Source organism: Kribbella hippodromi, from assembly GCF_039531045.1.
In the GTDB taxonomy this organism is placed as follows: domain Bacteria; phylum Actinomycetota; class Actinomycetes; order Propionibacteriales; family Kribbellaceae; genus Kribbella; species Kribbella hippodromi.
Window position 1 is genome coordinate 1 of record NZ_BAAAPH010000029.1, and the last position, 23,037, is coordinate 23,037.

21 protein-coding genes are annotated in these 23,037 nt (G+C 68.7%); 4 read left to right on the plus strand and 17 right to left on the minus strand.

Going from position 1 to position 23,037, the window contains the following annotated elements:
• Positions 1-61: 61 nt before the first annotated feature.
• Complete coding sequence (locus ABD260_RS32810; protein ID WP_344239968.1) at positions 62-889, minus strand: M55 family metallopeptidase; 828 nt, start codon at positions 887-889, stop codon at positions 62-64.
• Positions 890-961: 72 nt separating this feature from the next.
• Here ABD260_RS32810 and ABD260_RS32815 point away from each other — a divergent pair, with 72 nt between their 5' ends.
• Complete coding sequence (locus tag ABD260_RS32815) at positions 962-1,816, plus strand: helix-turn-helix transcriptional regulator (protein ID WP_344239969.1); 855 nt, start codon at positions 962-964, stop codon at positions 1,814-1,816.
• On the opposite strand, the gene ABD260_RS32820 is transcribed toward ABD260_RS32815, so the two are convergent.
• The 8 genes from ABD260_RS32820 to ABD260_RS32855 form a co-directional block, all read right to left on the minus strand.
• Positions 1,725-1,955, minus strand: coding sequence for an SCO4848 family membrane protein (locus ABD260_RS32820; protein ID WP_344239970.1), 231 nt, complete (start codon positions 1,953-1,955; stop codon positions 1,725-1,727). The two genes, ABD260_RS32815 and ABD260_RS32820, sit on opposite strands and share 92 nt — an antisense overlap.
• On the minus strand, positions 1,956-4,715 hold the full coding sequence (locus tag ABD260_RS32825; RefSeq protein WP_344239971.1) for a helix-turn-helix transcriptional regulator: 2,760 nt from the start codon (positions 4,713-4,715) through the stop codon (positions 1,956-1,958). It abuts the gene before it with no gap.
• A 206-nt stretch (positions 4,716-4,921) separates the two neighbouring features.
• The gene (locus tag ABD260_RS32830; RefSeq protein WP_344239973.1) at positions 4,922-6,454 is read right to left on the minus strand and encodes an amino acid permease; all 1,533 of its coding nucleotides are present in this window, start codon (positions 6,452-6,454) and stop codon (positions 4,922-4,924) included.
• A 130-nt stretch (positions 6,455-6,584) separates the two neighbouring features.
• Positions 6,585-7,304: a FadR/GntR family transcriptional regulator gene (locus ABD260_RS32835; protein WP_344239975.1), complete on the minus strand. Its 720-nt coding sequence runs from the start codon at positions 7,302-7,304 to the stop codon at positions 6,585-6,587.
• A 9-nt stretch (positions 7,305-7,313) separates the two neighbouring features.
• The gene (locus tag ABD260_RS32840; RefSeq protein ID WP_344239977.1) at positions 7,314-8,090 is read right to left on the minus strand and encodes a 3-oxoacyl-ACP reductase; all 777 of its coding nucleotides are present in this window, start codon (positions 8,088-8,090) and stop codon (positions 7,314-7,316) included.
• The gene (locus tag ABD260_RS32845) at positions 8,091-9,437 is read right to left on the minus strand and encodes an aldehyde dehydrogenase family protein (protein WP_344239979.1); all 1,347 of its coding nucleotides are present in this window, start codon (positions 9,435-9,437) and stop codon (positions 8,091-8,093) included. It abuts the gene before it with no gap.
• Positions 9,434-10,141, minus strand: coding sequence for a gamma-glutamyl-gamma-aminobutyrate hydrolase family protein (locus ABD260_RS32850; protein ID WP_344239981.1), 708 nt, complete (start codon positions 10,139-10,141; stop codon positions 9,434-9,436). The genes ABD260_RS32845 and ABD260_RS32850 overlap by 4 nt, the downstream gene beginning before the upstream one ends.
• Positions 10,122-11,474 carry a glutamine synthetase family protein gene (locus tag ABD260_RS32855; RefSeq protein WP_344239983.1) on the minus strand — a complete coding sequence of 451 codons (1,353 nt, stop codon included), beginning with the start codon at positions 11,472-11,474 and terminating at the stop codon, positions 10,122-10,124. Before ABD260_RS32855 ends, ABD260_RS32850 begins: the two co-directional genes overlap by 20 nt.
• A 183-nt stretch (positions 11,475-11,657) precedes the next feature.
• On the opposite strand from ABD260_RS32855, the gene ABD260_RS32860 reads away from it, so the two are divergent.
• Both ABD260_RS32860 and ABD260_RS32865 read left to right on the plus strand, forming a co-directional pair.
• Positions 11,658-12,602 carry a zinc metalloprotease gene (locus ABD260_RS32860; protein WP_344239985.1) on the plus strand — a complete coding sequence of 315 codons (945 nt, stop codon included), beginning with the start codon at positions 11,658-11,660 and terminating at the stop codon, positions 12,600-12,602.
• 46 nt (positions 12,603-12,648) lie between these two features.
• Positions 12,649-13,785 (plus strand): D-alanyl-D-alanine carboxypeptidase family protein, encoded by a 1,137-nt coding sequence (locus ABD260_RS32865; protein ID WP_344239987.1) that lies wholly within the window; start codon positions 12,649-12,651, stop codon positions 13,783-13,785.
• A gap of 10 nt (positions 13,786-13,795) precedes the next feature.
• Here ABD260_RS32865 and ABD260_RS32870 read toward each other — a convergent pair whose 3' ends face one another.
• From ABD260_RS32870 to ABD260_RS32900, 7 genes are all read right to left on the minus strand, one after another.
• Positions 13,796-14,935 (minus strand): YihY/virulence factor BrkB family protein, encoded by a 1,140-nt coding sequence (locus ABD260_RS32870; protein ID WP_344239989.1) that lies wholly within the window; start codon positions 14,933-14,935, stop codon positions 13,796-13,798.
• Between the two features lie 28 nt (positions 14,936-14,963).
• Positions 14,964-15,476 (minus strand): 2'-5' RNA ligase family protein, encoded by a 513-nt coding sequence (locus ABD260_RS32875; protein WP_344239990.1) that lies wholly within the window; start codon positions 15,474-15,476, stop codon positions 14,964-14,966.
• The gene (trpS, locus tag ABD260_RS32880) at positions 15,473-16,525 is read right to left on the minus strand and encodes a tryptophan--tRNA ligase (protein WP_344239991.1); all 1,053 of its coding nucleotides are present in this window, start codon (positions 16,523-16,525) and stop codon (positions 15,473-15,475) included. Before trpS ends, ABD260_RS32875 begins: the two co-directional genes overlap by 4 nt.
• 209 nt (positions 16,526-16,734) lie before the next feature.
• Entirely contained in the window at positions 16,735-17,151 is a 417-nt protein-coding gene (locus ABD260_RS32885) for a hypothetical protein (protein WP_344239992.1), read from the minus strand.
• A gap of 57 nt (positions 17,152-17,208) precedes the next feature.
• Positions 17,209-18,213 carry an iron-siderophore ABC transporter substrate-binding protein gene (locus ABD260_RS32890; protein ID WP_344239994.1) on the minus strand — a complete coding sequence of 335 codons (1,005 nt, stop codon included), beginning with the start codon at positions 18,211-18,213 and terminating at the stop codon, positions 17,209-17,211.
• Between the two features lie 62 nt (positions 18,214-18,275).
• On the minus strand, positions 18,276-19,625 hold the full coding sequence (ngcE, locus tag ABD260_RS32895; protein WP_344239995.1) for an N-acetylglucosamine/diacetylchitobiose ABC transporter substrate-binding protein: 1,350 nt from the start codon (positions 19,623-19,625) through the stop codon (positions 18,276-18,278).
• Between the two features lie 70 nt (positions 19,626-19,695).
• Positions 19,696-20,487 carry a sugar isomerase domain-containing protein gene (locus ABD260_RS32900; RefSeq protein WP_344239997.1) on the minus strand — a complete coding sequence of 264 codons (792 nt, stop codon included), beginning with the start codon at positions 20,485-20,487 and terminating at the stop codon, positions 19,696-19,698.
• Positions 20,488-20,694: 207 nt separating this feature from the next.
• Here ABD260_RS32900 and ABD260_RS32905 point away from each other — a divergent pair, with 207 nt between their 5' ends.
• On the plus strand, positions 20,695-21,735 hold the full coding sequence (locus ABD260_RS32905; RefSeq protein WP_344239999.1) for an N-acetylglucosamine kinase: 1,041 nt from the start codon (positions 20,695-20,697) through the stop codon (positions 21,733-21,735).
• Positions 21,736-21,779: 44 nt separating this feature from the next.
• Here ABD260_RS32905 and ABD260_RS32910 read toward each other — a convergent pair whose 3' ends face one another.
• Positions 21,780-22,163 carry a YciI family protein gene (locus tag ABD260_RS32910; RefSeq protein ID WP_344240001.1) on the minus strand — a complete coding sequence of 128 codons (384 nt, stop codon included), beginning with the start codon at positions 22,161-22,163 and terminating at the stop codon, positions 21,780-21,782.
• Positions 22,164-23,037: the final 874 nt, after the last annotated feature.

Genomic DNA, 23,037 nt, shown 5'->3' on the forward strand with positions numbered 1-23,037 from the left:
GGGGGGGGGGGGGGGGGGGGGGGGGGGGGGGGGGGGGGGGGGGGGGGGGGGTTGGGGGGGGTTAGCAGTAGGGCGGGTTTGCGGTTATGGATGTGCAGACTCGGAGGAATAGGTTGAAGAGGCGGTAGAGCTGGAGGGTGTCCGCCTCGACTACGACGGTGCGGTCGTCGCGGCGGGTGACGCCGGGGATGGCGGTGAGGTGGGAGGCCACCGAGGCGGATTGCCAGCGTACGGCGAGGGTGTGCTGGCCGGGCTCGTGCTTTGCGAGCCGTAGGTCCGTGAGGGCGGCGGCGGTCGTGGTCTCGATGGCCTCACGCGCCTCGCCGACCGGTACGAGTTGCGCCGCGAACCGGTCCTTGGCGAACTTCACCGGCACGGTCGCGATCGCCGGATCCCACGCCGTCGCCTCGTCACAGGCCGTGTCATCGCCGGTGAGCAGCGCGAGCGGTACGCCGTACGCGGCCGATGCGGCGTGGAACATGCCGATCTCGCCGGTCACCCGGTCGTCCAGCCACATGTCCTCGATCTCGTGGCCCATGTAGCTGTGACTCAGTACGCCGAGCACGCCCGCCCGCGCGTGGAAGCCGACGCACAGCGCCGCGTCGTACTCGGGAGTCAGGCCCTCCATCATCCCCATCGGCTTCGGGCGGCCCTTGATCAGCCGGGCCCGCGGATCGAGCAGTTCGGGCAGCAGGTTGCGCATCGGGCCGTGCGCGTCGTTCACCAGTACGGCGGTCGCACCGGCCGCGTACGCGCCCCGCACCGCGGCGTTCACGTCCTCGGTCATCAGCAGCCGCCCGCGCTCGTAATCCCGCCCCGGCGGCTGCACGTCCTCCGCGTCGACGACCCCGGTGATGCCTTCCATGTCCGCACTCAGATAAACCTTCACAACCTGGAGCGTATGTTCTGGCATGAGCGGTCGCGCCACGGTTCAGGCGTGGCGGGAGCGTATGTTCTGACCATGAGCGGTCGCGCCACGGTTCGGGCGTGGCGGCCCGGGGTGACCGGGGTCGTCGAGGTTCTGCATGCGCATTTCCCGTCGCACGCGTACCCGAGCCACACGCATGGCGCGTGGACCGTGCTGATCGTCGACGAGGGCGCGGTGCGGTACGACCTGGATCACCGGGAGCACGGGCTGGCTCAGGCGCAGGTCTCGTTGTTGCCGCCGCACATGCCGCACGACGGGCGGTCGGTGCGGCCGGAGGGCTTCCGGAAGCGGGTGCTGTACCTGGCGACGGAGCGGCTCGGCGTGGACCTGATCGGCGCGGCCGTGGATCAGCCGGAGTACGTCGACCCGCTGCTGCGGCACCGTATCCACCAGCTGCACGGCGTACTGGAGAACGGCCAGGAGGAGCTGGAAGCACAGAGCAGGTTGACGCTGATCGAGGAACGCCTCGGACAGCACCTGCGGCGGAACGTGATCGCACCACCCGACCGGTACGACGCCGGGGTGGCCGCGCGGCTCCGCGAACTGCTGGACGCGCATGTCACCGAGGGCATCACGCTGGAAGAGGCGTCGCGACTGGTGCATGCCCATCCGGCGCATCTGGTCCGGGCGTTCAGCCGCGAGTACGGGCTGCCGCCGCACCGGTACCTGACCGGCCGACGGGTCGATCTCGCCAGGCGCTACCTGCTGGACGGGCATCCGGCCGCGGAAGTGGCGGCACTGGCCGGGTTCTACGACCAGTCGCACCTGAACCGGCACTTCCGGAAACTGCTCGGTGTCACACCGGCGAGTTTTGCGCAGCCTTGGAGCCCTTGTACGCGCGAACGCCCCACGTCCCGAGCAGCGCCGCGATCAGCAGGTTCACGATGATCAGGATCGTGTGCGCGACGTAGTACCCAGTCGGACGGTCCTCGGTGTCGATGAGCGCCTTGATGAAGCGGACGTACGTGATCACGTTCCAGGCGGCGATACCGAGCAGGACAAAAGCGTGCTTCTTTTCGAGCTTCACCTAGCCATTGTTACCGGGGCGATCCACGGTCCTCAGCAGCTGGGTGCGGTTGGCGACGCCGAAGCGGCGGTAGAGGCGGGTCAGCTGGGACTCGACCGCCTTCACCGACAGGTACAGCGCGGCGGCGATCTCGCGGTTGGTGGAGCCGTCGCGGACCATCGCGACGATCTGCTGCTCGTTGTCGGTCAGCTCGGACGGCTGCCGGGTCCGGCTCGGTACGTCCAGCCTGGCCAGCTCGGTCTCGGCGACCTCACGCCAGGCCGGCGCTCCGTACGCCTCGAACTGCTCGATCGCGTCCAGGAACGCGGTCCGGGCGACCGAGCGGCGGCGGGCCTGCCGGGCGACCCGGCCGCGGGTGAGCTCGCAGCGGGCCAGGTCCAGCGGGTAGACCCGGTCCCCCGCGGTCCGGATCGTCTCCTCGAGCAGGTCCAGCGCGGCGGCCGGGTCGCCCTGCTTGGCGATCAGCAACGCCTCGGAGCGAGCCAGGCCGATCAGGATCACGGCGCGGTCCAGGTTCTGCGCGCGGCACCGGATGTCGGCGATCAGCGCGGCCGCGTCGTCCAGCCGGCCGGCCGCGACCAGCGCCTCGGCGTAGTCCGCGTGCCACGGAATCACGGCCGGGTCGTACGGCATCGCCGCCTCGCCCGATGCAGCGATCGCGTCGAACGCCTCGACCGCGCGCTGCGGATCGCCGGTGAGTACGCCGATCAGGCCGAGGCTGGCCAGCGCCGGACCGGTCCACTCGTCGTTCCCGGCCTGGCGGACGCCGTCCAGCGCGGCTTCGGCAAGCTGCCGGCCGATCGCTGCCGTGCCGCCGGCCCACTCGGCGCGGGCCGCCACGACCTGCCCGACCTCGGGCTCGTCACCGATGTCCTGCATCAACTGGTAGCACTCGTGCCCCGCGGCGAGCGCGTCCGCGCCCCGGCCACTGCGCTCGTAGATCGCGGTCGCGGAGATCAGTACGGAGGCCAGCCAGCGCATCGCGCCGTGCTCACGTACCTCGTCCACCAGCGCGTTGATCGCGGCGATCGCGGGCGCCGTACGCCCGTGGAACAGCTCTTGCATCGCGGCCATCTGGCGGGCGTTGACGACCGACCGGGTGAGCGGCAGGCCCTGCGCGAGCTCGGCCGCCTGCTGCAGCACGGCATCGGCGGACTGACCCGCGTCGCGGGCCATCAGCACCGAGCTGAACGCGCTCAGCGCATCCACCACCGCCTCGGTGTCACCGGCCGCACGGGCCAGCTCCTCGGCGGTCCGGGCATCGTCCAGCGCGTCATCGAGACTGCGATCAAAGTACTGGCTGTGGCTGCGCTCGATCCGTACCCGTGCCTCCAGCCGCTGATCGCCCTCGGCCGCCGCGAACGCCTCCGACAGCAGCTCCACCCGGCGATCCCGCTCCGGCCAGACCGCGTCCGCGCACAGCAACAGCGCCGGCACCTTGGTCTCGGCGGTCGTCGCGGTCTGTACGGCGAGCCGCGCCATGTCGGCGGACTCGGCCAGATGACCGGCGGCCGCGGCGTCGTCGGCGGCCCGGGTCAGCCGGCGGGCACGCTCATCCGGCTGCGTTCCTGGCGTACGGTCCGCGCTCAACCGCCACAGCGTCGCGGCTGCACCGGGCGCGCCACGACCGGCGGCGACGGTGGCCGCGTCCTCGATGGTGCCGGCGAGCTCCGCGTCGGCTTCCTGGGTGGCCAGCGCGCGGTGGGTCGCGTTCTCCACCGGTTCGTCGACCACGGCCGCGAGTTGGGCATGCGCCTGGCGACGGGCGGCCGACGTTGCTTCGGCGTACACGAACTCGCGCAGCAGCGGGTGGGTGAAGCGGAGCCGCTCGGCCGAGATGTCGATCAGCCCAAGCGTCTCGGCCTCGGCCAGCTCGGCGTCGATCGGGCGACCGAGTGAACCGGCCAGCTGGGTTGTGGTCGGGCGCGGTGACGAGGCGGCGTGCAGGAGCAGCTCGTGCGCGCATGGGGTCAGGTCGGAGAGCCGCTCGCCGAGCAGCGTCTTCAGCCGGCTCGACACCGGGAGCGGGTCGTTCGGCGAGACGTTCTTCGGGTGCCGCAGCACGGCCCGGCCGAGCTCCAGGGCCATGAACGGGTTGCCGGCGCTCGCGGTGAAGATCCGGCGGGCCGTACGCACCGGCAACGGGTTGGACAGTCGCTGGCGGAGCAGTCCGAGTACATCCGGCTCTGTCAGCGGCGGGACCTCCAGCTGCAGGGCCGGCTCCGGGCACGCCTCGGCCATGACCGGGAGATCACCGTCGGCGACCTGTTCGGTCGCCAGCATGTGTACGCCTTCGGACAATCGGCGCGCACAGAACGTGAGCACCTCCAGGCTGGACGGGTCGACCCACTGGATGTCGTCCACGACCAGCAGGACCGGTCCGGTCGCGGCGAGTCGCCGAAGCACATGCAGTACGGCGAGCCGCACCGCCAGCTCGTCACGCACCGTATCCGGAGCGCTGGCCTTGAGCAGGGCGACCTCAAGCGGCTGGCGGAGATGGTCCGGCAGCACCTGCCAGCAGAAGTCGAGCTGGTTGGACAGCAGATCGAGCAGCGTGACGTACGGCAGGCCCGCCTCGGAGTTGGACGGCGCGGCGCTCAGGATCCGGCAGCCCTTCCGGCCGAGGTCCGCGACCAGCGCGCGACCGAGCGCCGACTTGCCGATGCCGGTCGGGCCGTACAGCAGCACGCTGCCACTGGTCTCGAGCTGCTTGGTAGCACGCTCGACCAGCGCTGTACGTCCGACCAGCTCGTCAGTCATCAGTCTCCTCGAAGGCCAACCCTTCATTTATGCGGCCTTCGCCGAGTATCACAGAGATTGTCCGTTCGACACGGCGAGTGTCACATGAGGAAAGTTACTGGTCACCATCCTGTCATCGACCACTGCTCAGTTCCGAGCAGTCGGAGCGGCACGATCGTGCCGGGGCACCGAACGGTCTCCCGGCGGTCCCCCGGCGGTCCACCGGGCTAGATCGCCTCCAGATCACGCTCGATCGCGGCCAGTTCGGCCTCCGTACCCTGCACTTTCGGGCCGGTGAACCAGTGCCGCGCCGAGATGAACCAGTACGCGGCCGCGAAGCCGAGCACGACCAGGACCGCGACCGGTGTGTAGTTGAACGTGCTACCGGTCACCGGGCTGACCTGCGGCAGCATGAACAGGATCGTGATGAAACAGACCCAGACGATCGCGACGATCCCGATCGGGCGGCTCCAGCGGCCGAGGTGCCACGGTCCCGGCTGGAAACGGTCGCCCTGCAGCAGCCGGAGCAGTGTCGGCAGTACGTACGCGATGTAGAGGCCGATGACCGCGATCGAGGTCACCGCTGCGTACGCGGTCGCATTCCACAGGTACGGGAGGCCGAGGACGAACGCGCCGCCGGCGGCCAGCCAGATCGCGTTGGTCGGTGTCCGGGTGCGGTGATTGATCCGGTGCCAGAGCTTCGAACCGGGCAGCGCGCCGTCGCGGGAGAACGCGTAGATCATCCGCGAGTTGGCTGTCACCGACGACATTCCGCAGAACAGCTGCGCGCCGATCACCACGAGCAGCAGGATCTTGCCGGTCACCGATCCGACCGCGTCGATGAAGATCTGCGCGGGCGGTACGCCGGTCTTGCTGCCGAGTGCGCCGTCGTAGCTCTGGATCGCGAAGGTCAGGCCGATCAGCAGCACCCAGCCGGCCACCAGCGAGACGATGATCGACATCACGATCCCGCGCGGCCCGGAGCGAGCCGCGTCCTTGGTCTCCTCGGTCATGTGCGCCGACGCGTCGTACCCGGTGAACGTGTACTGGGCGAGCAGCAGGCCGAGCAGCGCCACGTAGAAGGTCGATCCCCAGCCGGTGTTGTTGACGAAATGCCCGAACACGAACGAGGCCGACTGGTGCTTGTCCGGCACGATCACGAGCGCGCCGACGATGAACAGGACGCCGAGGATGTGCCACCAGACGCTGATGTCGTTCAGTTTGGCCACCAGGCGTACGCCGAGTGAGTTCAGCAGCGCGTGGACGAGCAGGATGATGCCGAACAGCAGGATGGTGTGGCCGGGCGTCGCGCTGAAACCGAACTGCAGGTCCAGGAACGCGTTCAGGAAGAACGCCGCGCCGAAGTCGATACCGGCCGTCACCGCGACCTGGCCGAGGAAGTTGAACCAGCCGGTGAACCAGGACCAGGCCGCGCCGTTGGACGGGGCGAGTTTGGCCGCCCAGTAGTACAGGCCGCCGGCGGTCGGGTAGCTGGAGCAGACCTCGGCCATCGCGAGCCCGACGAACAAGGTCATCAGCCCGACCACCGGCCAGCCCCAGACGATCAGCACCGGGCCGCCGGTGTTCATCCCGAAGCCGTACAGGGTCAGGCAGCCGGACAGGATCGAGATGATCGTGAACGACACCGCGAAGTTCGAGAACCCGGACATGGTCCGGGACAGTTCCTGGGCATAACCCAACTGGTGCAGGCGTTTCTCGTCGTCGGTCATCGGGGCGGATGCGGACAGTTCCTCGCTCACTGGGGCCTCCTCGGCACAGCCGTACGCCGCAATGGTCTCCCCGCAGACCTTTAGCTCATTGAGGCATGCGTCACATCGGCTGTCAAGGAATCAGCGGACTTCTCGGCCCGCTCGGTCCTGGGCCTGGCGCTCAGGCCAGGAAGGCGCGCAGCAGGGCGGCCGTGCCGGAGAGGTGTTCCTGCATGGCGCGGCGGGCGGCGGCCGGGTCGCCGGTCAGGATCGCGGCGACGATCACCGCGTGCTGCACGTTCGAGTGCGCGATGTTGCGTTCCAGCAGCGGGATCGCGTCGAGCAGTTCGTTCAGGCGCATCCGTACGTCGGCGACCGCGGACGTCAGCGACGGCGATCCGGTCACCTCCGCGACTGCGAGGTGCAGGCGCGAGTCCAGCCGGCGGTAGTCGGTCAAGCTGGCGGCGGCGTTCTCGTCCAGGCAGCGGCGGAGGTGGTTCTGCTCGGCCGTCGTCAGCTCCCGGGATGCGGCGGCCTCCGCGGCGCCGGTTTCCAGCACGTTGCGCAAGGTCAGCGCGTCCTCCAGGCCGTCGGCCAGGTCGCGGGCGATGCGTTTGGCCGGCGTACGAGGCGGTTTCGGCAACTGTGCGTTGACGAACGTGCCCCCGTACCGGCCGCGGCGCGACTCGACGTACCCGGCCTCGGTGAGCGCGTGGATCGCCTCCCGGAGGGTGACCCGGCTGACGCTCAGCCGGGCCGCCAGCTCACGCTCCGGCGGCAACCGGTCGCCCGGCCCGACGACGCCGAGCTTGATTGCCTGCAGCAACCGCTCGACCGTCTCCTCGAACGGGTTCCCGGCCCGCACCGGCCGAAACACCGCCTCGTCTGCCTGAACGACCATGAGACCAGACTAGAGCGGAGTCACGTATGCGCCTGAGATGCCGCCGTCGACGAGGAAGGTGTTGGCGGTGATGAAGGAGCTGTCGTCGCTGGCCAGGAAGGCGACGGCCGCGGCGATTTCGTCCGGTTCGCCGAAGCGGCCCATCGGGACGTGGACGAGCCGGCGCTGGGCGCGTTCCGGGTCCTTCGCGAACAGCTCGGTGAGCAGCGGCGTGTTCACCGGGCCGGGGCAGAGCGCGTTCACCCGGATGCCCTGGCGGGCGAACTCGACGCCGAGCTCGCGGCTCATCGCCAGGACGCCGCCCTTCGACGCCGAGTACGAGATCTGGGAGGTCGCCGCGCCCATCACCGCGACGAACGACGCGGTGTTGATGATCGAGCCCTTGCCCTGGCGCTGCATGTACGGGATCGCGGCCTTGCAGCACAGGTACACCGAGGTCAGATTCACCTCCTGGACCTTCCGCCACGCCTCCAGCCCGGTGTCCAGGATCGAGGCGTCGTCCGGCGGCGAGATGCCCGCGTTGTTGAACGCGATGTCCACCGCGCCGTACGTGTCGAACGCCTGCTTGAAGAGATGCTCGACCGCCGCCTGATCGGTGACATCGGTTGCCACGAACAGGCCGCCGGCCGCATCCGCGGCATCCTTGCCCGCGACCGGGTCGACGTCGCCGATCACGATGTGCGCGCCCTCCGCGGCGAGCCGCCGGACCGTGGCCAGGCCGATCCCGCTGGCGCCCCCGGTCACCACGGCGACCCGGCCCTCGAGTCGATGAGCGTTAACGTCCATTCAGTCCTCCGTGGAGATGAAGATGTTCTTGGTTTCGGTGAACGCGGCCAGCGCGTCCGGGCCCAGCTCCCGGCCGAGGCCGGACTGCTTGTAACCGCCGAACGGCGTCGAGTACCGGACCGACGAGTTGGAGTTGATCGAGAGGTTGCCGGCCTCGACGCCACGGCCGGCCCGGATCGCCCGGCCGAGGTCCCTGGTCCAGATCGAGCCGGACAGTCCGTACTCGCTGTCGTTCGCGATCCGGAGCGCGTCGGCCTCGTCCGCGAACGGGATCACCGCGACCACCGGGCCGAAGATCTCCTCCTGGGCGGCGCGGGCGGACGGCGGCGCGAGCACGGTCGGCGGGAACCAGTACCCGTCGCCGGACGGTGCGGTCCCTTGAAAGGCGGGGTTCTCGACGTACGCCGCGACGCGTTCGAGTTGCTGTCGCGAGATCAGCGGACCCATCTCCGTCGCCGGATCGTTGGGATCACCAACCTTGAAGCTCTGGACCGCCGGTTCGAGCAGCTCCATGAACCGGTCGTACGCGGTCCGCTCGACCAGGATCCGGCTGCGTGCGCAGCAGTCCTGCCCGGCGTTGTCGAACACGCCGTACGGCGCTTGCGCGGCCGCCTTCTCCAGATCCGCGTCGGCGAACACGATGTTCGCGGACTTGCCGCCCAGCTCGAGCGTCACGCGCTTCACCTGGTCCGCACACCCGGCCATGATCTGCTTCCCGACCGTCGTCGATCCGGTGAAGACGATCTTCCGCACCGCCGGATGAGTGACGAAACGTTGTCCGACCACGGTTCCCTTGCCGGCGACGACTTCGAGGACACCGGGTGGCAGGCCGGCTTCCAGCGCGAGTTCGCCGAGCCGGATCGCGGTCAGCGGGGTGAGCTCGGCGGGTTTGAGTACGACGGTGTTGCCGGCTGCCAGCGCCGGGGCGAATCCCCAGCCGGCGATCGGCATCGGGAAGTTCCAGGGCACGATGACGCCGACCACTCCGAGTGGTTCCTGGAAGGTGAGATCGATGCCTCCGGCAACTGGGATCTGCCGGCCGAACAGGCGTTCCGGCGCGGCCGAGTAGTAGGTGAGGACGTCGCGGACGTTGCCGGCTTCCCAGCGGGCGTTGCCGATGGTGTGGCCGGCGTTCTCGACCTCGATCGTGGCCAGGTTCTCCAGGTCCTGGTCGACCGCGTCGGCGAACCTGCGCAGTAGCCGACCGCGGTCGGCCGGTGCGACGTTTCGCCAAGTTTCGAAGGCCTTTGCGGCGCGGGCGATCGCGGCGTCGGCGTCGGCTTCCGAGGCGAGTTCGATGGTCCGGATCACCTTCTCGGTGGCCGGGTTGATCACGTCGTACGTCATCTGGTGCTCCTGATCAGGGCTGTGAACAGCCGCAGGTCATCGGGGGTTTCCTCCGGGTGCCACTGGACGCCGAGGGCGAAGGCGCGGTCCCGCACTTCGGCCGCCTCGATCGTGCCGTCGCCGGCGCGGGCAGTCACCTTCAGGCCGGGCGCGATCTTGTCCAGGGCCTGGTGGTGGTAGCAACTGCCGGTGGTCCGGTCGCCGAGGATGCGGTTCGTCAGCGTGCCCGGCTCGATCTTCACCTCGGTCGTGCCGAAGACAGCCGGCGCGGGTCGATGGTTGTCGTGGGCAATGACTTCCGGAAGGTGCTGGTGCAGGGTGCCGCCGAGCGCAACGTTCAGCACCTGCAAGCCGCGACAGATCGCGAGCAGCGGAAGGTCTTTGGTGAGCGCGGCGTGCACGAGTTGTTGTTCGTGGTCGTCCCGGTTTGGTCGCGTGTCAACGGTTTCCGGATGCGGCGTCGCGCCGTACGCGGCCGGGTCGACGTCGCAACCGCCGGAGATGATGAGCCCGTCCAGCATCTCCAGGATCGAGGGATCGGTGCCGATCGGCGGGAGCAGGAGCGGCGTGCCACCGGCTGCGACCACCGCCTCCAGGTAGACGCGGGGAAGCAGGGCCGCTTCGCGTTGCCAGATCCCCCAGGTGGCGGGTTCCAGGTACGTGGTGATGCCGATGCGCGGCCGGTCAGAGGCGTTCGAAACCACGGACCCGCTCCCAGTCGGTGACGGCGGCGTCGTACGCGTCGAGCTCGATCCGCGCCGCGTTCGCGTAGTGGTCGACCATCTCGTCACCGAACGCCGTCCGCGCCAGCTTCGACCCGGTGAACAAGGCGGCTGCCTCGCGCAACGTCGCCGGTACGTGCTCCTTGTCGGACTCGTACGCGTTGCCCTCCAGCAGCGGCTCGAGCTCCAGCTCGTTCTCGATGCCGTGCAGCCCGGCCGCGACGATCGCCGAGACCGCGAGGTACGGGTTCACGTCACCGCCGGGGACCCGGTTCTCGACCCGGAGCGAATCGCCGTGACCGACCACGCGCAACGCGCAAGTGCGGTTGTCGAGGCCCCACGCGATCGCGGTCGGCGCGAAGCTGCCTTTCGCGAAGCGCTTGTAGGAGTTGATGTTCGGGGCCAGCAGGTAGGTGAACTCGGTCAGGCAGGCGAGCTGGCCGGCGATGAAGTGCTCCATCAGCCGGGAGAACCCGTGGTCGCGATCACCGGCGAGTACGGCAGCACCGTCGGTGGACCGGAAACTCAGATGGATGTGGCAGGAGTTGCCCTCGCGTTCGTCGTACTTCGCCATGAACGTGAGGCTCTTGCCATGTCTGGCGGCGATCTCTTTCGCACCGGTCTTGTAGATCGAATGGTTGTCGCAGGTCGCCAGCGCTTCGGCGTACCGGAAGGCGATCTCGTGCTGACCGAGGTTGCATTCACCTTTCGCGGACTCCACGTACAGGCCGGCGCCGGTCATCCCGTTGCGGATGTCACGGAGCAGCGGCTCGATCCGGGACGTACCGAGCAGCGAGTAGTCGACGTTGTACTGATTCGCGGGCGTGAGGTCGCGGTACCGCTTGTCCCAGGCCGATTCGAAGGTGTCGTCGAAGACGATGAACTCAAGCTCGGTCCCGACGTACGCGACCAGGTCCCTCTCCGCGAGGCGCTCCAGTTGTCGCCGCAGCACCTGCCGGGGCGAGGCGAGCACGGGCGTACCGTCCAGCCACTCCACGTCACACATCACCAGGGCCGTGCCTTCGAGCCAGGGCAGCAGCCGCAGCGTGTCCAGATCCGGGGCCATCACCAGGTCCCCGTACCCGCGCTCCCAGGACGACATCGCGTACCCGTCGACGGTATTCATGTCCACGTCCACCGCGAGCAGGTAGTTGCACCCCTCGGTTCCGTCCTTCAGTACCTCTTCGAGGAAGTACCGAGCTCCGCACCGCTTGCCCTGCAACCGGCCCTGCATGTCCACGATCGCCACCAGCACCGTGTCGACCACGCCTCCTTCAACCAGCCTCCGCAACTCACCGACACTCAGCACGGCCACTCCTGGAGTTTATTGGTCTACGTACAGTCCATTGACGCAGGCGGGGCTCACCGGTGTCAACGGCAGGCGGGGCGGTGCCGTGGCACTGAACTGTCAGTGAACGGGTTGGCACTGTGCGGAATCACGGCGAAAATCTCCGGATTCGGCCGCACCGCCCAAGCGGCCCAATTCAGGAGGACCGCGATGCGATCTTTCGTTACCCGCCCCCGCGTATTGGCAGTCATGCTCGCCGGTACGGCAATGATGTTCAGTCCGCTCGGAGGGCAGGCCAACGCGCAGTTGCCTGCCGATCAGACCGGCAATCCAGCCTGCTTCACGCCTGAGGAAGGCGCTGCCGCTCGTGGTGGCTTCGGCGCCGACCACCGGGACCTGTCGGTGGCCGAGCAGAAGGCCATCGAGGCCCGGACCGCGCAGATCCTGAAGGCCAAGCAGGCCCGTGGACTCGCGCCGAAGGCCGGCAAGCTGGCGGCCGCGACCGTGCCGGTGTACATCCACGTGATGCGCAGCGCCAGCGGCGCCGGCGATGTCACCGCCACCCAGATCAGCAACCAGATCGCCGAGCTGAACCAGAACTTCGCCGGCGGTGAGTCGTCCCAGGCCGCCAACACCGGATTCACCTTCACCCTGGCCGGTACGTACCGGTACAACAACGACACCTGGCACCGGGACGGCGCGAGCACCACGTACCGCTCGCAGACCCGCAAGGGCGGGAAGAACGCGCTGAACATCTGGCTCGTCGACTTCTCCTACCTGGGTATCGCGACCTTCCCGTGGGACTACGCGAGCAACCCGTCGATCGACGGCATCCGGGTGCAGTACAGCTCGCTGCCCGGTGGATCGGCGACCAACTACAACCTCGGCAAGACCGCGTCCCACGAGGCCGGGCACTGGTTCGGGCTGTACCACACGTTCCAGGGCGGTTGCACGAGTACGAACGACTCGGTGGCCGACACGCCCGCGCAGAGCAGTGCTTCCAGCGGCTGCCCGACCGGGCGTGACTCCTGCTCGCTGCCCGGCCTGGACCCGATCCACAACTACATGGATTACTCGTACGACTCCTGCTACAACCAGTTCACGCCGGGACAGTCAACCCGGATCAGCAACATGTGGACTGCCTATCGTGCATGAGACCCGTTTGTGACATCTGGACCGTACGCCAACTAGAGTGCGGCCGATGCGTGTGCTTCTGACGGCTTGCGCGACCGCCGCACTGGTGGCCGCCGGGCCTGTGACAGCGACCGCCGCCGGCCAGGGCTTACAGAGCCCGGTCGGCGGCGACCTGCTGACCGCGAAGCCGACGGTGGTCGCCACGGGGGCGTCGCCGCCGGCCGTGCAGGCGTCGGCCTTCGTGGTCGCCGACCTGGACACCGGTCAGGTACTCGCCGCCAAGGCCCCGCACGCCAAGCTCCGCCCGGCCAGTACGCTCAAGACGCTGACCGCGCTGGTGCTGCTGCCCCGGTTGAAGAAGACCGATCCGGTGATCGGCTCGGACGCCGACGCGGGCATCATCGGCAGCAAGGTCGGGGTGTACCCGGGCCTGCACTACACCGTCGACCTGCTCTTCCAGGGCATGTTCCTGGCCTCCGGGAACGACGCCGTGCATGCGCTCTGCGCCCACGACCAGGGCGGCATCCCGGCGACCATCCAGCGGATGAACCAGAAGGCCAAGGACCTCGGCGCGCTGGACACGAACGTGACCGATCCGACCGGGCTGGACGCTGATGGGCAGTACTCCAGCGCGTACGACCTGGCGTTGTTCGCGCAGGCCGGGCTGTCGCGGCCGGACTTCGCCAAGTACGCCTCGACGAAGTTCACGAACTTCCCGAATGCGGGCAACAAGGGCACGTACCAGGTCGCGAATCAGAACAAGCTGCTCTTCAACTACGACGGCGCGCTGGGCGTGAAGACCGGGTACACGACGCTGGCGCGGAACACGTTCATCGGTGCTGCCCGGCGGAACGGTCACACGCTGGTGGTGACGATGATGAACGCGCCGCACGGGATCACCGAGGACGCCAGCAACATGCTGACCTGGGCGTTCGCGAACTACGGCAAGCTCAAGCCGGTCGGCACGCTGGTCAAGCCGGCCGCCGCGCCGCCGAAGACCACCTCCGACAGCAAGACCACCCCCAGCGGCCCGGAGCCGGGCCCGGACCGCCCCGCCCGCAGCCGCACCGTCCTCAGCCCCGGCCAGGCAATGCAGTCCCTCGCCCTCCGAATCCCAATCTGGCTCTACGCGGCCCCGCCCGTCCTCCTACTAGGCCTCTTCCTCCGCCGCCCCCGCTCCCTCCGCCGCGGCCGCCGCCACTAGCCCGGTGCCGCTAAGGGCGTCGGCGGACGGAGCGGGCGGCGCGTACGGCTCCGACGGCGAGGGTGGTGAGTGTGGCGCCGAGCACTGCGCCGGCGGCGACCGCGACTGTGTCTGCCTTGCGGGCCGGGATCGGTACCACCTTGTAGCGCTTTCCCGGCGGGCCGAGCAGCAACGGCTCCTCGGCTGCCGGCCCTGGCGCCGCGACCCGAGCGGCCCCGGCATGCTGCCCCGCCGCACCGGCCTCGGCATGCTGCCCTGCCCGAGCCGCACCACCCTCCGCCGCCGGCGCCGCCTCGGCTTCCTCGGCTGCGCGGGCGTCCAGGGTTGCTTCCTTTGCCCAGGCTGCGATCAGCATGATCACCCTGGTCATCAGGTAGATCCAGACAAGGAGCGCCAGCGGAAGTGCGAGTGCTCCGTACGCGGCGTTCGACCCGATCACGTGGTCCACGTACACGTTGCCGAGCTTCTGGGCCAGGTAGAACACCACCCCACCCGCCAGCGCGGCGATCAGACCGACCTTCCGCGGCAGGATGATCCGCGGCAGGGCAGTCTCCAGGTACAGGAAGAGCACCGCGCCGGCCGCGATCCCGACGACGATGCTGATCAGGTCGAAACCCCAGTTCGCCAGCCACGTACCGGACAGGTCGGTGGCGTTGACGATGCGCTGCGACACGCCCGTCAGCACCGACGACGCGCCGGTCGCGATCAGCCCGATCAGGCCGAGGCCGATCATCGCGGCCAGGTCCGCCAGCTTCAGCTTGATCGCGTTCCCGGGCTGGTCGTCCAGCTCGTGCATGGACCGGATCGAGGCCCGCATCGAGTCGATCCAGCCGAGCCCGGTGAGCAGCAGCGACACACCCGAGATCAGCCCGATCGTGCCGGCGTGCTGGATCAGCCCGTCGATGTCGATGTTCTTGCCGATCCCGGGCAGGTTCTGCTGGATCGCGTCCTTCAGCGCCGCGATCGCGTGCGGGCCGAGCAGCGGTCCGGTGATCGCCGCCGCCAGCACGATCAGCGGGAACAGCGACAGGAACCCGAAGAAGCTGGTCGCACCGGCCAGCCGGTTCCCCCGGCGGTCACCGTACCGGCTCCACGCCCGCCACAATTGCGTACGGCTGAACCGTTTCCAGGCGGCCTTGAGCGTCTTCATCGTTCTCCTGTACCCGTGACGAGGAGAGTCAGCCTGCCAGCGGGAACGATCGTTGCGGGCGCCACACGCCGTCGGCACCGTGTTCGTACCGGCTGAAGTACTCCACGTCGAACCCACAGTCGTACTCGGACAGGGCGTCGTACGCGCGGTCCAGCGCGTCCTTGCCCAGATCGTGCGCGACCGTGACATGGGGGTGGTACGGGAACTTGAGGTCGACCTGCAACGGGCCGGACCGGACCTGCGACTGCAGCACCTCGCAGGACGAGATGCCCTCCGCGAGCGGTACGAACACCACCGGCGAGATCGGCCGGAAGGTCGCCGTGCCGCGCAGCCGGATCCGGAACTTCGGGAACCGGGCCGCGACCGCGAGCAGGTGCTCGTCGATCGCCGCCAGGTCGTCCGCCGCGATCTCGGTCGGCGGCAGCAGCGTCACATGGGTCGGAATCGACGCGGCCATCGGATCACCGAAGTCGGCCCGGTACTTCTGCAGCTCGGTCCCGTACGGCTCCGCGATCGGAATCGCGACACCGATGGTCGTCATGCGGTGGCCGGGCCGGCGACGAAGCCGAGGCGGTCGTACACCTTGGCCAGGGTCGGCGCGGTGACGGCGCGGGCGCGCTCGGCACCTTGCGCCAGGATCGCGTCCAGCTGGGCCTTGTCGTCCAGGTAGCCGAGGGTCTTCTCACGGAACGGGGTGACGAACTCGACCACGACCTCGGCCAGGTCCTTCTTGAAGTCGCCGTAGCCACGGCCCGCGTACTCGTCCTCGAGCTCGCTGATCTTCCGGCCGGTGAGGGCCGAGTAGATGGTCAGCAGGTTCGCGACGCCGGGCTTGTTCTCCTCGTCGAAGACGACGTCCCGGCCGGAGTCGGTGACCGCGGAGCGGATCTTCTTGGCACTCGCCTTGGGGTCGTCCAGCAGGTCGATGATGCCGGCCGGTGACGAGCTGGACTTGCTCATCTTCGCCGACGGGTCCTGCAGGTCGAAGATCTTCGCGGTTTCCTTGACGATGTGCGCCTCGGGCAGCCGGAAGGTCTTGCCGAACCGGTGGTTGAACCGCTGCGCCAGGTCGCGGGTCAGCTCCACGTGCTGGCGCTGGTCCTCGCCCACCGGGACGCGGTCGGCCTGGTAGATCAGGATGTCCGCGGCCTGCAGGATCGGGTACGTGAACAGGCCGACCGTGGCGCGGTCGGCGCCGCCCTTCGCGGTCTTGTCCTTGAACTGGGTCATCCGGCTGGCCTCGCCCATGCCGGTGATGCAGGACAGCGCCCAGGCGAGCTGAGCGTGCTCCGGCACCTGCGACTGGACGAACAAGGTGGACCGCTCCGGGTCGATGCCCGCCGCGAGCAGCTGCGCCGCGGATCGGCGGGTGCGCTCGCGGAGCGCCTTCGGCTCGTACTCCACTGTGATGGCGTGCAGGTCGACGACGCAGTAGAACGCGTCGTGGTCGTCCTGCAGAGCCACCCACTGCCGCAACGCGCCGAGGTAGTTGCCGAAGTGGAAGGAGTCCGCCGTCGGCTGGATCCCGGAGAGCACGCGCGGGCGTCGCTGGGAACCGGCTGCGGAGGGGTCAGACGCAGCATGGGACATACGCCCGATTCTGCCAGCGAGAGAAGTCAGCCCCACACCCGGGCGGGTCTATGCCTTCATAACCTCGACCTTATGGCCCACCTCGCTCCGGTTGGAACGGCAGCTCGACAGTACGTATGCGCCTACTGCATGCCCCCAACAGGCGGGGGAGGCACGCCCGCTGGCGGGGCAGTGGTCGTATACGTACTGTCGAGCTGCAGTTATGGGGGTTACCAGGTCCAGCCGCGGGCGGAGAGTTCTTGTTCTTCTTGCCAGCGTTTTTGTTCGGAGTGGGGTTTGGCGGGGGTGGTGGGGACGCCGGCCAGGCGGCAGGCCTCGTCGAGGAGGTCGTCGTAGGCGGCCTCGAGCGCCATCAGGCGGTGGGCGCGGGCGTAGATGTGCGGCGTGGACTCGACGGTGCGGATCTTGCCGGCCAAACACCCCAGCCGGGTCTGCAGGCGGAGGGTGTCGAACGGATCCGGCACCGGGTCCGGCGGCGGGCGCAGGCGGGTACGCAGCCGCGCGATCGGCCCGCCGACCCGGCCCTGTAGATCACGGCGCAACCGTGAAGGGGGTGGATTCGGGAGGATCAGGCCGAGCAGGACGCAGAGCACCAGGAACACACCCAGCGAGACCAGCCACGCCATCGCACTCACTCTCCACTTCAGAGCGTACGGCGCCAACCGCCCCACCGCGACGGGTCATCACCCAGTCGTCGCCGGGTTCCCGTCCGCCGCCGCGGCGAGCTTCGGTACCAGGTTGTCGAGCACGATCGGCAAACTGAGTACGGAGACAAAACTGATCGCCCCGTACAGCGGGTCGTCGTAGTTCTCCTCGACGAACACATCCCGCCCTTCGGTCCGTACCTTGAGGTTCCGGTACAGCGGATCAGCCTTCAGCTTCGCCGTGCCGCCCTTCGGCGGGAACCACAGCAACACCTGCTGATCCAGCAACGTGATCCGCTCGGCGCTGAGATTCCCGCCGAACTTGTCCCCGATCACCTTGTCCAGCCCCGCCGGCAACGTGAACCCGAAGTCCGTCAGCAACCGCGACCGCGGATCCTGCGACCCGAACACGAAGAACCCCTCGTACGGCGAAGCGATCAACGCGCTCTTGCCCTTGAATTCAGGATGCTTCGCCCGCACCTCCGCGAACCGCTGCTCGATCCCCCGCACCAGCTCATCGGCCTGCTGCGCCTTCCCGACCGCCTGACCGACCGTACGCGCCACCACCTGCCACGACACGCCATAGTCCGGTACGCCGACCGGCTGGGCGACCGTCGGCGCGATAGCAGTCAGCTTCTTGTAGTCGTCCGCCGAGATCCCCGAGTACAGCCCGACAATCAGATCCGGCCGCAGCGCGGCGATCGTCTCGAACTGCAGCCCGTCCTTGTCGCTCAGCACCTGTGGCAGCGCGGCGTCCCCGAGCTTCGCCTTCGCCCACGGGAACAGCGCCCCGGGCTTCTCACCGAACCACTCGGTCGTCGCCACCGGTACGACCCCCAGCGCCAGCATCGCGTCCTGCTCGACCAGGCCGACCGCCACGATCCGCTTCGGCGCCGCCTTGACCACGGTGTCGCCGTACTTGTTCTTGATCGTGACCGGAAAACCACCGCCCTGCCCGGCCGCGGTCTGCGGCGCCTCGTCGGCACTGCTTCCACACCCGGTCAGGGCGAGCAGGAGTACGGCCAGGAACACCAGCGGGCGCATGCGGACCTCACAGAGTCGAGTTAGGTTGCCCTAACCTAACTCGAAACCCAGTCCGGCGGTACTCAGTCCCGGCGGTACTTGGTGATCGCGTTGTCCTGTTCGAGCTTGTCGGCGGCGGCCTGAATTCGCGCGGTCCATTCGGACTGCTGCAGTCCGCCGGCCAGAAACTGACCGGTTGCCGCGGCGGCCGCGGTCGCGAACTCCGGGTACCAGCTGTCGAAGTACCAGGTGATGATCTGGTCACCGGCCGCCGACAGCAGGTCGCGAGCCGACCGGAGTGCCGAACCGATCTCCAGCCCGTCGGCCGAACCGCGTACGATCGTGAGCTGATTGGACTCCGAGCTGACCTGCGCCGCCACATCCTGGGACAGCTGCGCCCGCAGGTACTCGAACCCACCGGCCGCGTTCTTCGCCTTCGCCGGCACCAGGAACGGCGCGGTCGCGGCCACGTGCAGCCCGCTGACCAGCGCGGGCGACGAGTCCAGCGCAGGTACGGCGAACATCGTCAGCGCGAAGTCGGCCGGGATCTGGCCCTTCATCTCGTTCTCCAGCCAGTTCCCGCACGGCAGCATCCCGGCCTTGCCGGCCAGGAACCGCTTCTGCGAGCCGAGGTGGTCGTACTTCGCGCTGCCCGGCGCGATCAGCCCGCGCTTGGCGAGCTCACCGACCGCGACGATCGCCCGGGTCACGTGCTCGTCCTTCCAGGCGCCGGCCTCGAGATTGTCGATCCGCTTCAGCACGTCCGCGCCACCGGACTTGGCGGCCAGCGTGAGCACCAGTTCGAGCAGGTAGTACGGATGCGCGCCGGCGTAGATGAACGGTCCGATTCCGGCCGCTTTCATATCGGTGCCCAGGGCAAGCAAGTCCGGCCAGGTCTTGGGTACGTCCCAGTTGTTCCGCTGGAACATGCTCGCGGAGTACCACAGCCCGTACACGGTGGCGATGTAGTTGAGCGTGCGCTGCGTACCGTCGTACCGGCCGGCATCGAGCAACTGGGGCAGCAGCTGATCCTTGACCGCCTTGTTCGGATCGTCCCAGGACGGCGCGGTGAGGAGCCGGCGGAGATCGCTGAGCTGGTTGTCCTTGACCAGCCGGCCGAGGTCCAGCGCGCCGTCACCGCTGCTCAGCACCACATCCGGCGGCGTACCGGTGGCGAACCGGGGCAGCAGTTCCTCCGGCAATTGCGCGGTCAGCTTCGGCGTGACGCTCGCCGAGGCGTACTTCTTCCGGTACGCCGCGGCCGCGAATCCGCCGTACTCGTCACCGATCACCACATCGACCGCGGCGCCTTCGTCGACCCGGAACGGGTTCTGTGGCGACACGGTCGGAACTGTCGTGGCTGGCCCCGACGAGCAGCCGCTCAGGACCGCTCCGGCCAGCACTCCCTGCAGCATGGTCCGACGTTTCAGCACCACCGCAGGCTAGTACTTGGGGGTGCCGCGCGGCGGTCGGCGTGCTGCCGGCCGTCGCGCGGCGAGTGCATCAGGCAGTACGCCGGATCCGGCCTTCGTACCGGGCTTCCAGGGCGTGGTTGTGCTCGTCGCCGCCGGGGATGTTCGCGGACAGGTAGACCGGCGGGGTCTCGCCGGCCTCGGTCATCCGGCGCAGGACCTCCGCGACCAGCATCTGTGCGATCAGGGCCGCGGTGATGGACGAGACCGCACACACCTTGCCGCCGCCGTCCGGCAGGTCGAGTACGGAGTCGCCGAACGGCGCGTGGTTGTCGAGGACGACGTCCGCGAAGTCGATCAGCTTCTTGCCGGACGGGTGCCGCGAGTCCATCCCGCTGGTGTGCTGCATCGAGGTGATCGCGATCAGCGGGTGACCCTTTTCCTTCACCACGCTGGCGAGTTCGACGATGGAGCCGTTCACGCCGGAGTTCGACGCGATCACGAACAGGTCGCCCGGCTGGGCCGCGGACAGTTCGTACAGCTTCCGCGAGTACGCCGGGTCGCGCTCGAGCTCGGCGCTGCGAAGCAGCTCCGGCGGCTCGCCACCGAGCAGAACCAGGTCGCGCAGCGCGATCCGGTTGCTGGCGATCAGGCCACCGGCCCGGCCGGCGATCTCCATCGCGAGCGCCTCCGAGTGCCCGGACCCGAAGGCCTGGATCACCCCGTTCGCGCGCAGCGACGTGGTCATCAGGTCGGCCGCGTCCTGGATCGGGCCGTCGATCTGCGCGGTCACCGCGGACAGCACCGGCATCAAGGTCTGCACATAGGCCTGCGCGCTGACGCCCGAAACATCCGCGCGATCCCCCGAAATACTGCTGGCCATCAGCGGCCCCACCCCTCGATTAATCTGTTCACTTCGGCAGACTCGATGCCGACAAGTGCGCAGGTTTGCGGTTTGCTGGACAGAACTTTTCTCACCTGACAGCTAAAGTCAAGGCTCATCCGGGGGATCTCCTCAGATCGGGACCGTTGCGTAACTTGTTCTATTGTGCTTTTTATACGCTCTTTTGAGCAGTTTGGAGCATTGAGTATGTCGGTAGAACGCCCTCTGCCGGACCCTGCCGACACCGCCGCCGGCCAAGTGGTCCAGGCGCCGGCCGGTCCGCTGGTCCTCGGTGGGGACCTCGGTGGCACCTCCACCCGAATCGTGATCGCGGACTCCGAGGGCAACGTAATCGGTCGCGGTGCCGCCGCGGGCGGAAATCCGACCAGTCATCCGGCAAGTGCGGCGGCCAACTTCGGTCAGGCGCTTCACGTTGCCACCACGGGGCTGGACCCCGCGATGGTGCAGGCGGCAGTGGTCGGGATGGCCGGCGGCGTGGCGCTCGCGCGGCCGGACGTGAAGGCCCAGTTCGAGGCGGCGTGGACGGGCGCCGGACTGACGGTTCCGCCCCAGTACATCGGTGATCTGGAGGTCGCGTTCGCCTCCGGTACGCCGGAACCGGACGGCACCGTGCTGATCGCGGGCACCGGGAGCAACGCCGGCCTGATGCGGAACCACCAGCTGGTACGGATGGCGGGCGGCCACGGCTGGCTGCTCGGCGACGACGGTTCCGGCTTCTGGCTCGGCCGCGAGGCGGTGCGCAGCGTCCTGAAGACGCTGGATCTCCGCGAGCCGCTCGGGCCGCTCGGGCAATCCGTCGTCCTCGCGATCCTGACCGAACGGGACGCGGACGCGATCGCACGCGGCGAAGGGTACGAAACCTTGCGCGACGATCTGGTGCGTACGGTGAACAGCCGGCCGCCGGTCATGCTCGCCGAACTGGCCCCGGCCGTGATCGCCGCGTACGGAGCTCAGGATGAGACCGCTCAGGCGCTGGTGAAACGCGCAGCCGAGTTGCTCACGGAAACCGCCGCGCGGCTGCAGACAACGTCGGACACCGGCCCGATGGTGCTGGCCGGCAGTGTCGCGGGCGAGTCCTCACCGGTCGGTCAGCTGATCCGTCAGTACTTCGACGGCGACGTCCGGACCGCCCGGGACGGGGTCAGCGGCGCGACCTGGCTGGCCCTCGACCGCCTCGACCCCGCCCTCGCGACGGAACGAACCCACTCCCGGCTGGTCCTCTCCTAGAACCCAGTCCTCTCCTGGGACCCGGTCCTGGAACCAGCCTGGGCTCAGTCGAAGACCGACACCGGCCGGACCTCGACCGCGCAGAACTCGGCCTCCGGAATGGTGGCCGCGATTTCCTCCGCGCGGCCGGGTCCGGCCACGTCGATCAGAAAGACCCCGGCCAGTTGCTCCTTGGTCTCCGAGTACGGGCCGTCGGTGGTGGCCCGGACGCCTTCGCGGACCCGGACCACCCGGGTCTTCGCCGGCGGGTCGAGCGGGACCGCGTTGATCAGCTCACCGGACTCCTGGAGCTCGGCGAGCAACTTGTCGAGCTGCGCCGACAGCGCCGCCCGGGCCTGCTTCGGCAGCGCCTTTCCGCGCTCGGTGTTCAGGAACGACGGGTGCCCCCAGGTGACCGGGTTGCTGTGAATGAGCAGCAGGTACTTCATGGTCGTACTTCCTTTCGGACAGCGGATCTTCGCAGCAGAGGTCGGAAGCAATCCGGGGTCCTCGACATTTTGAGACTTTAGGCTGAGCGGTATGGACGAGATCGATTTCCGGCTGGCCGACGGCCGGATTCTGCATGGGTACGACAGTGCGCCCGGCGACGACGGCAAGCAAGTCGGAGGCCAAGCGGTCTTAGGAAGACAACTCACAAGACCAACTCCTTGGCTCACAGAACGACATGGCTACGATCCGACTTCTTCGACCGGCCCGGGTACGGCGGATCGACGGCCGCGCCGGGCCGCACGATCGCCTCCACCGCGGCCGACCTGACCACCATCCTGGACACCCTTGGGATCGCAAGCTGCGCCCTAATGGGGTACTCCGGCGGTGGCTCGTTCGCGCTCGGCGCCGCCGCGGTCCTCGGTGCCCGCGTCACCGCGGTCGCCACGCTCGCCGCGGTCGCGCCGTACGACGCACCCGGCCTCGACTGGTACGCCGGAATGATCTCGTCCGGAGTCGCCTCCCTGGAAGCGGCAGCTGCCGGGCGCGAGGAGAAGCTGCGGTACGAGACGTCGGGTGTCGAGTACGACCCGGAGTTCACCGAGTCGGATGTGGCGATGTTCGGCGGACCGTGGGGCTGGCTCGGCTCGATCGCCGGTGAACCCGCGATGCCGAGCGGCCCGAACGGGCTGGTCGACGACGACTGCGGCTACGTGCTGCCGTGGGGCTGCGACCCCGCGACAATCACCACCCCGGTCCGCCTGCTGCACGGCACCGCCGACCGGATCATCCCCAGCTCGCACTCCCAGTGGCTCGCCGCCAACCTCCCGACCGCCACCCTCGACCTGCACCCCGGCCTCAGCCACGTCTCAATCC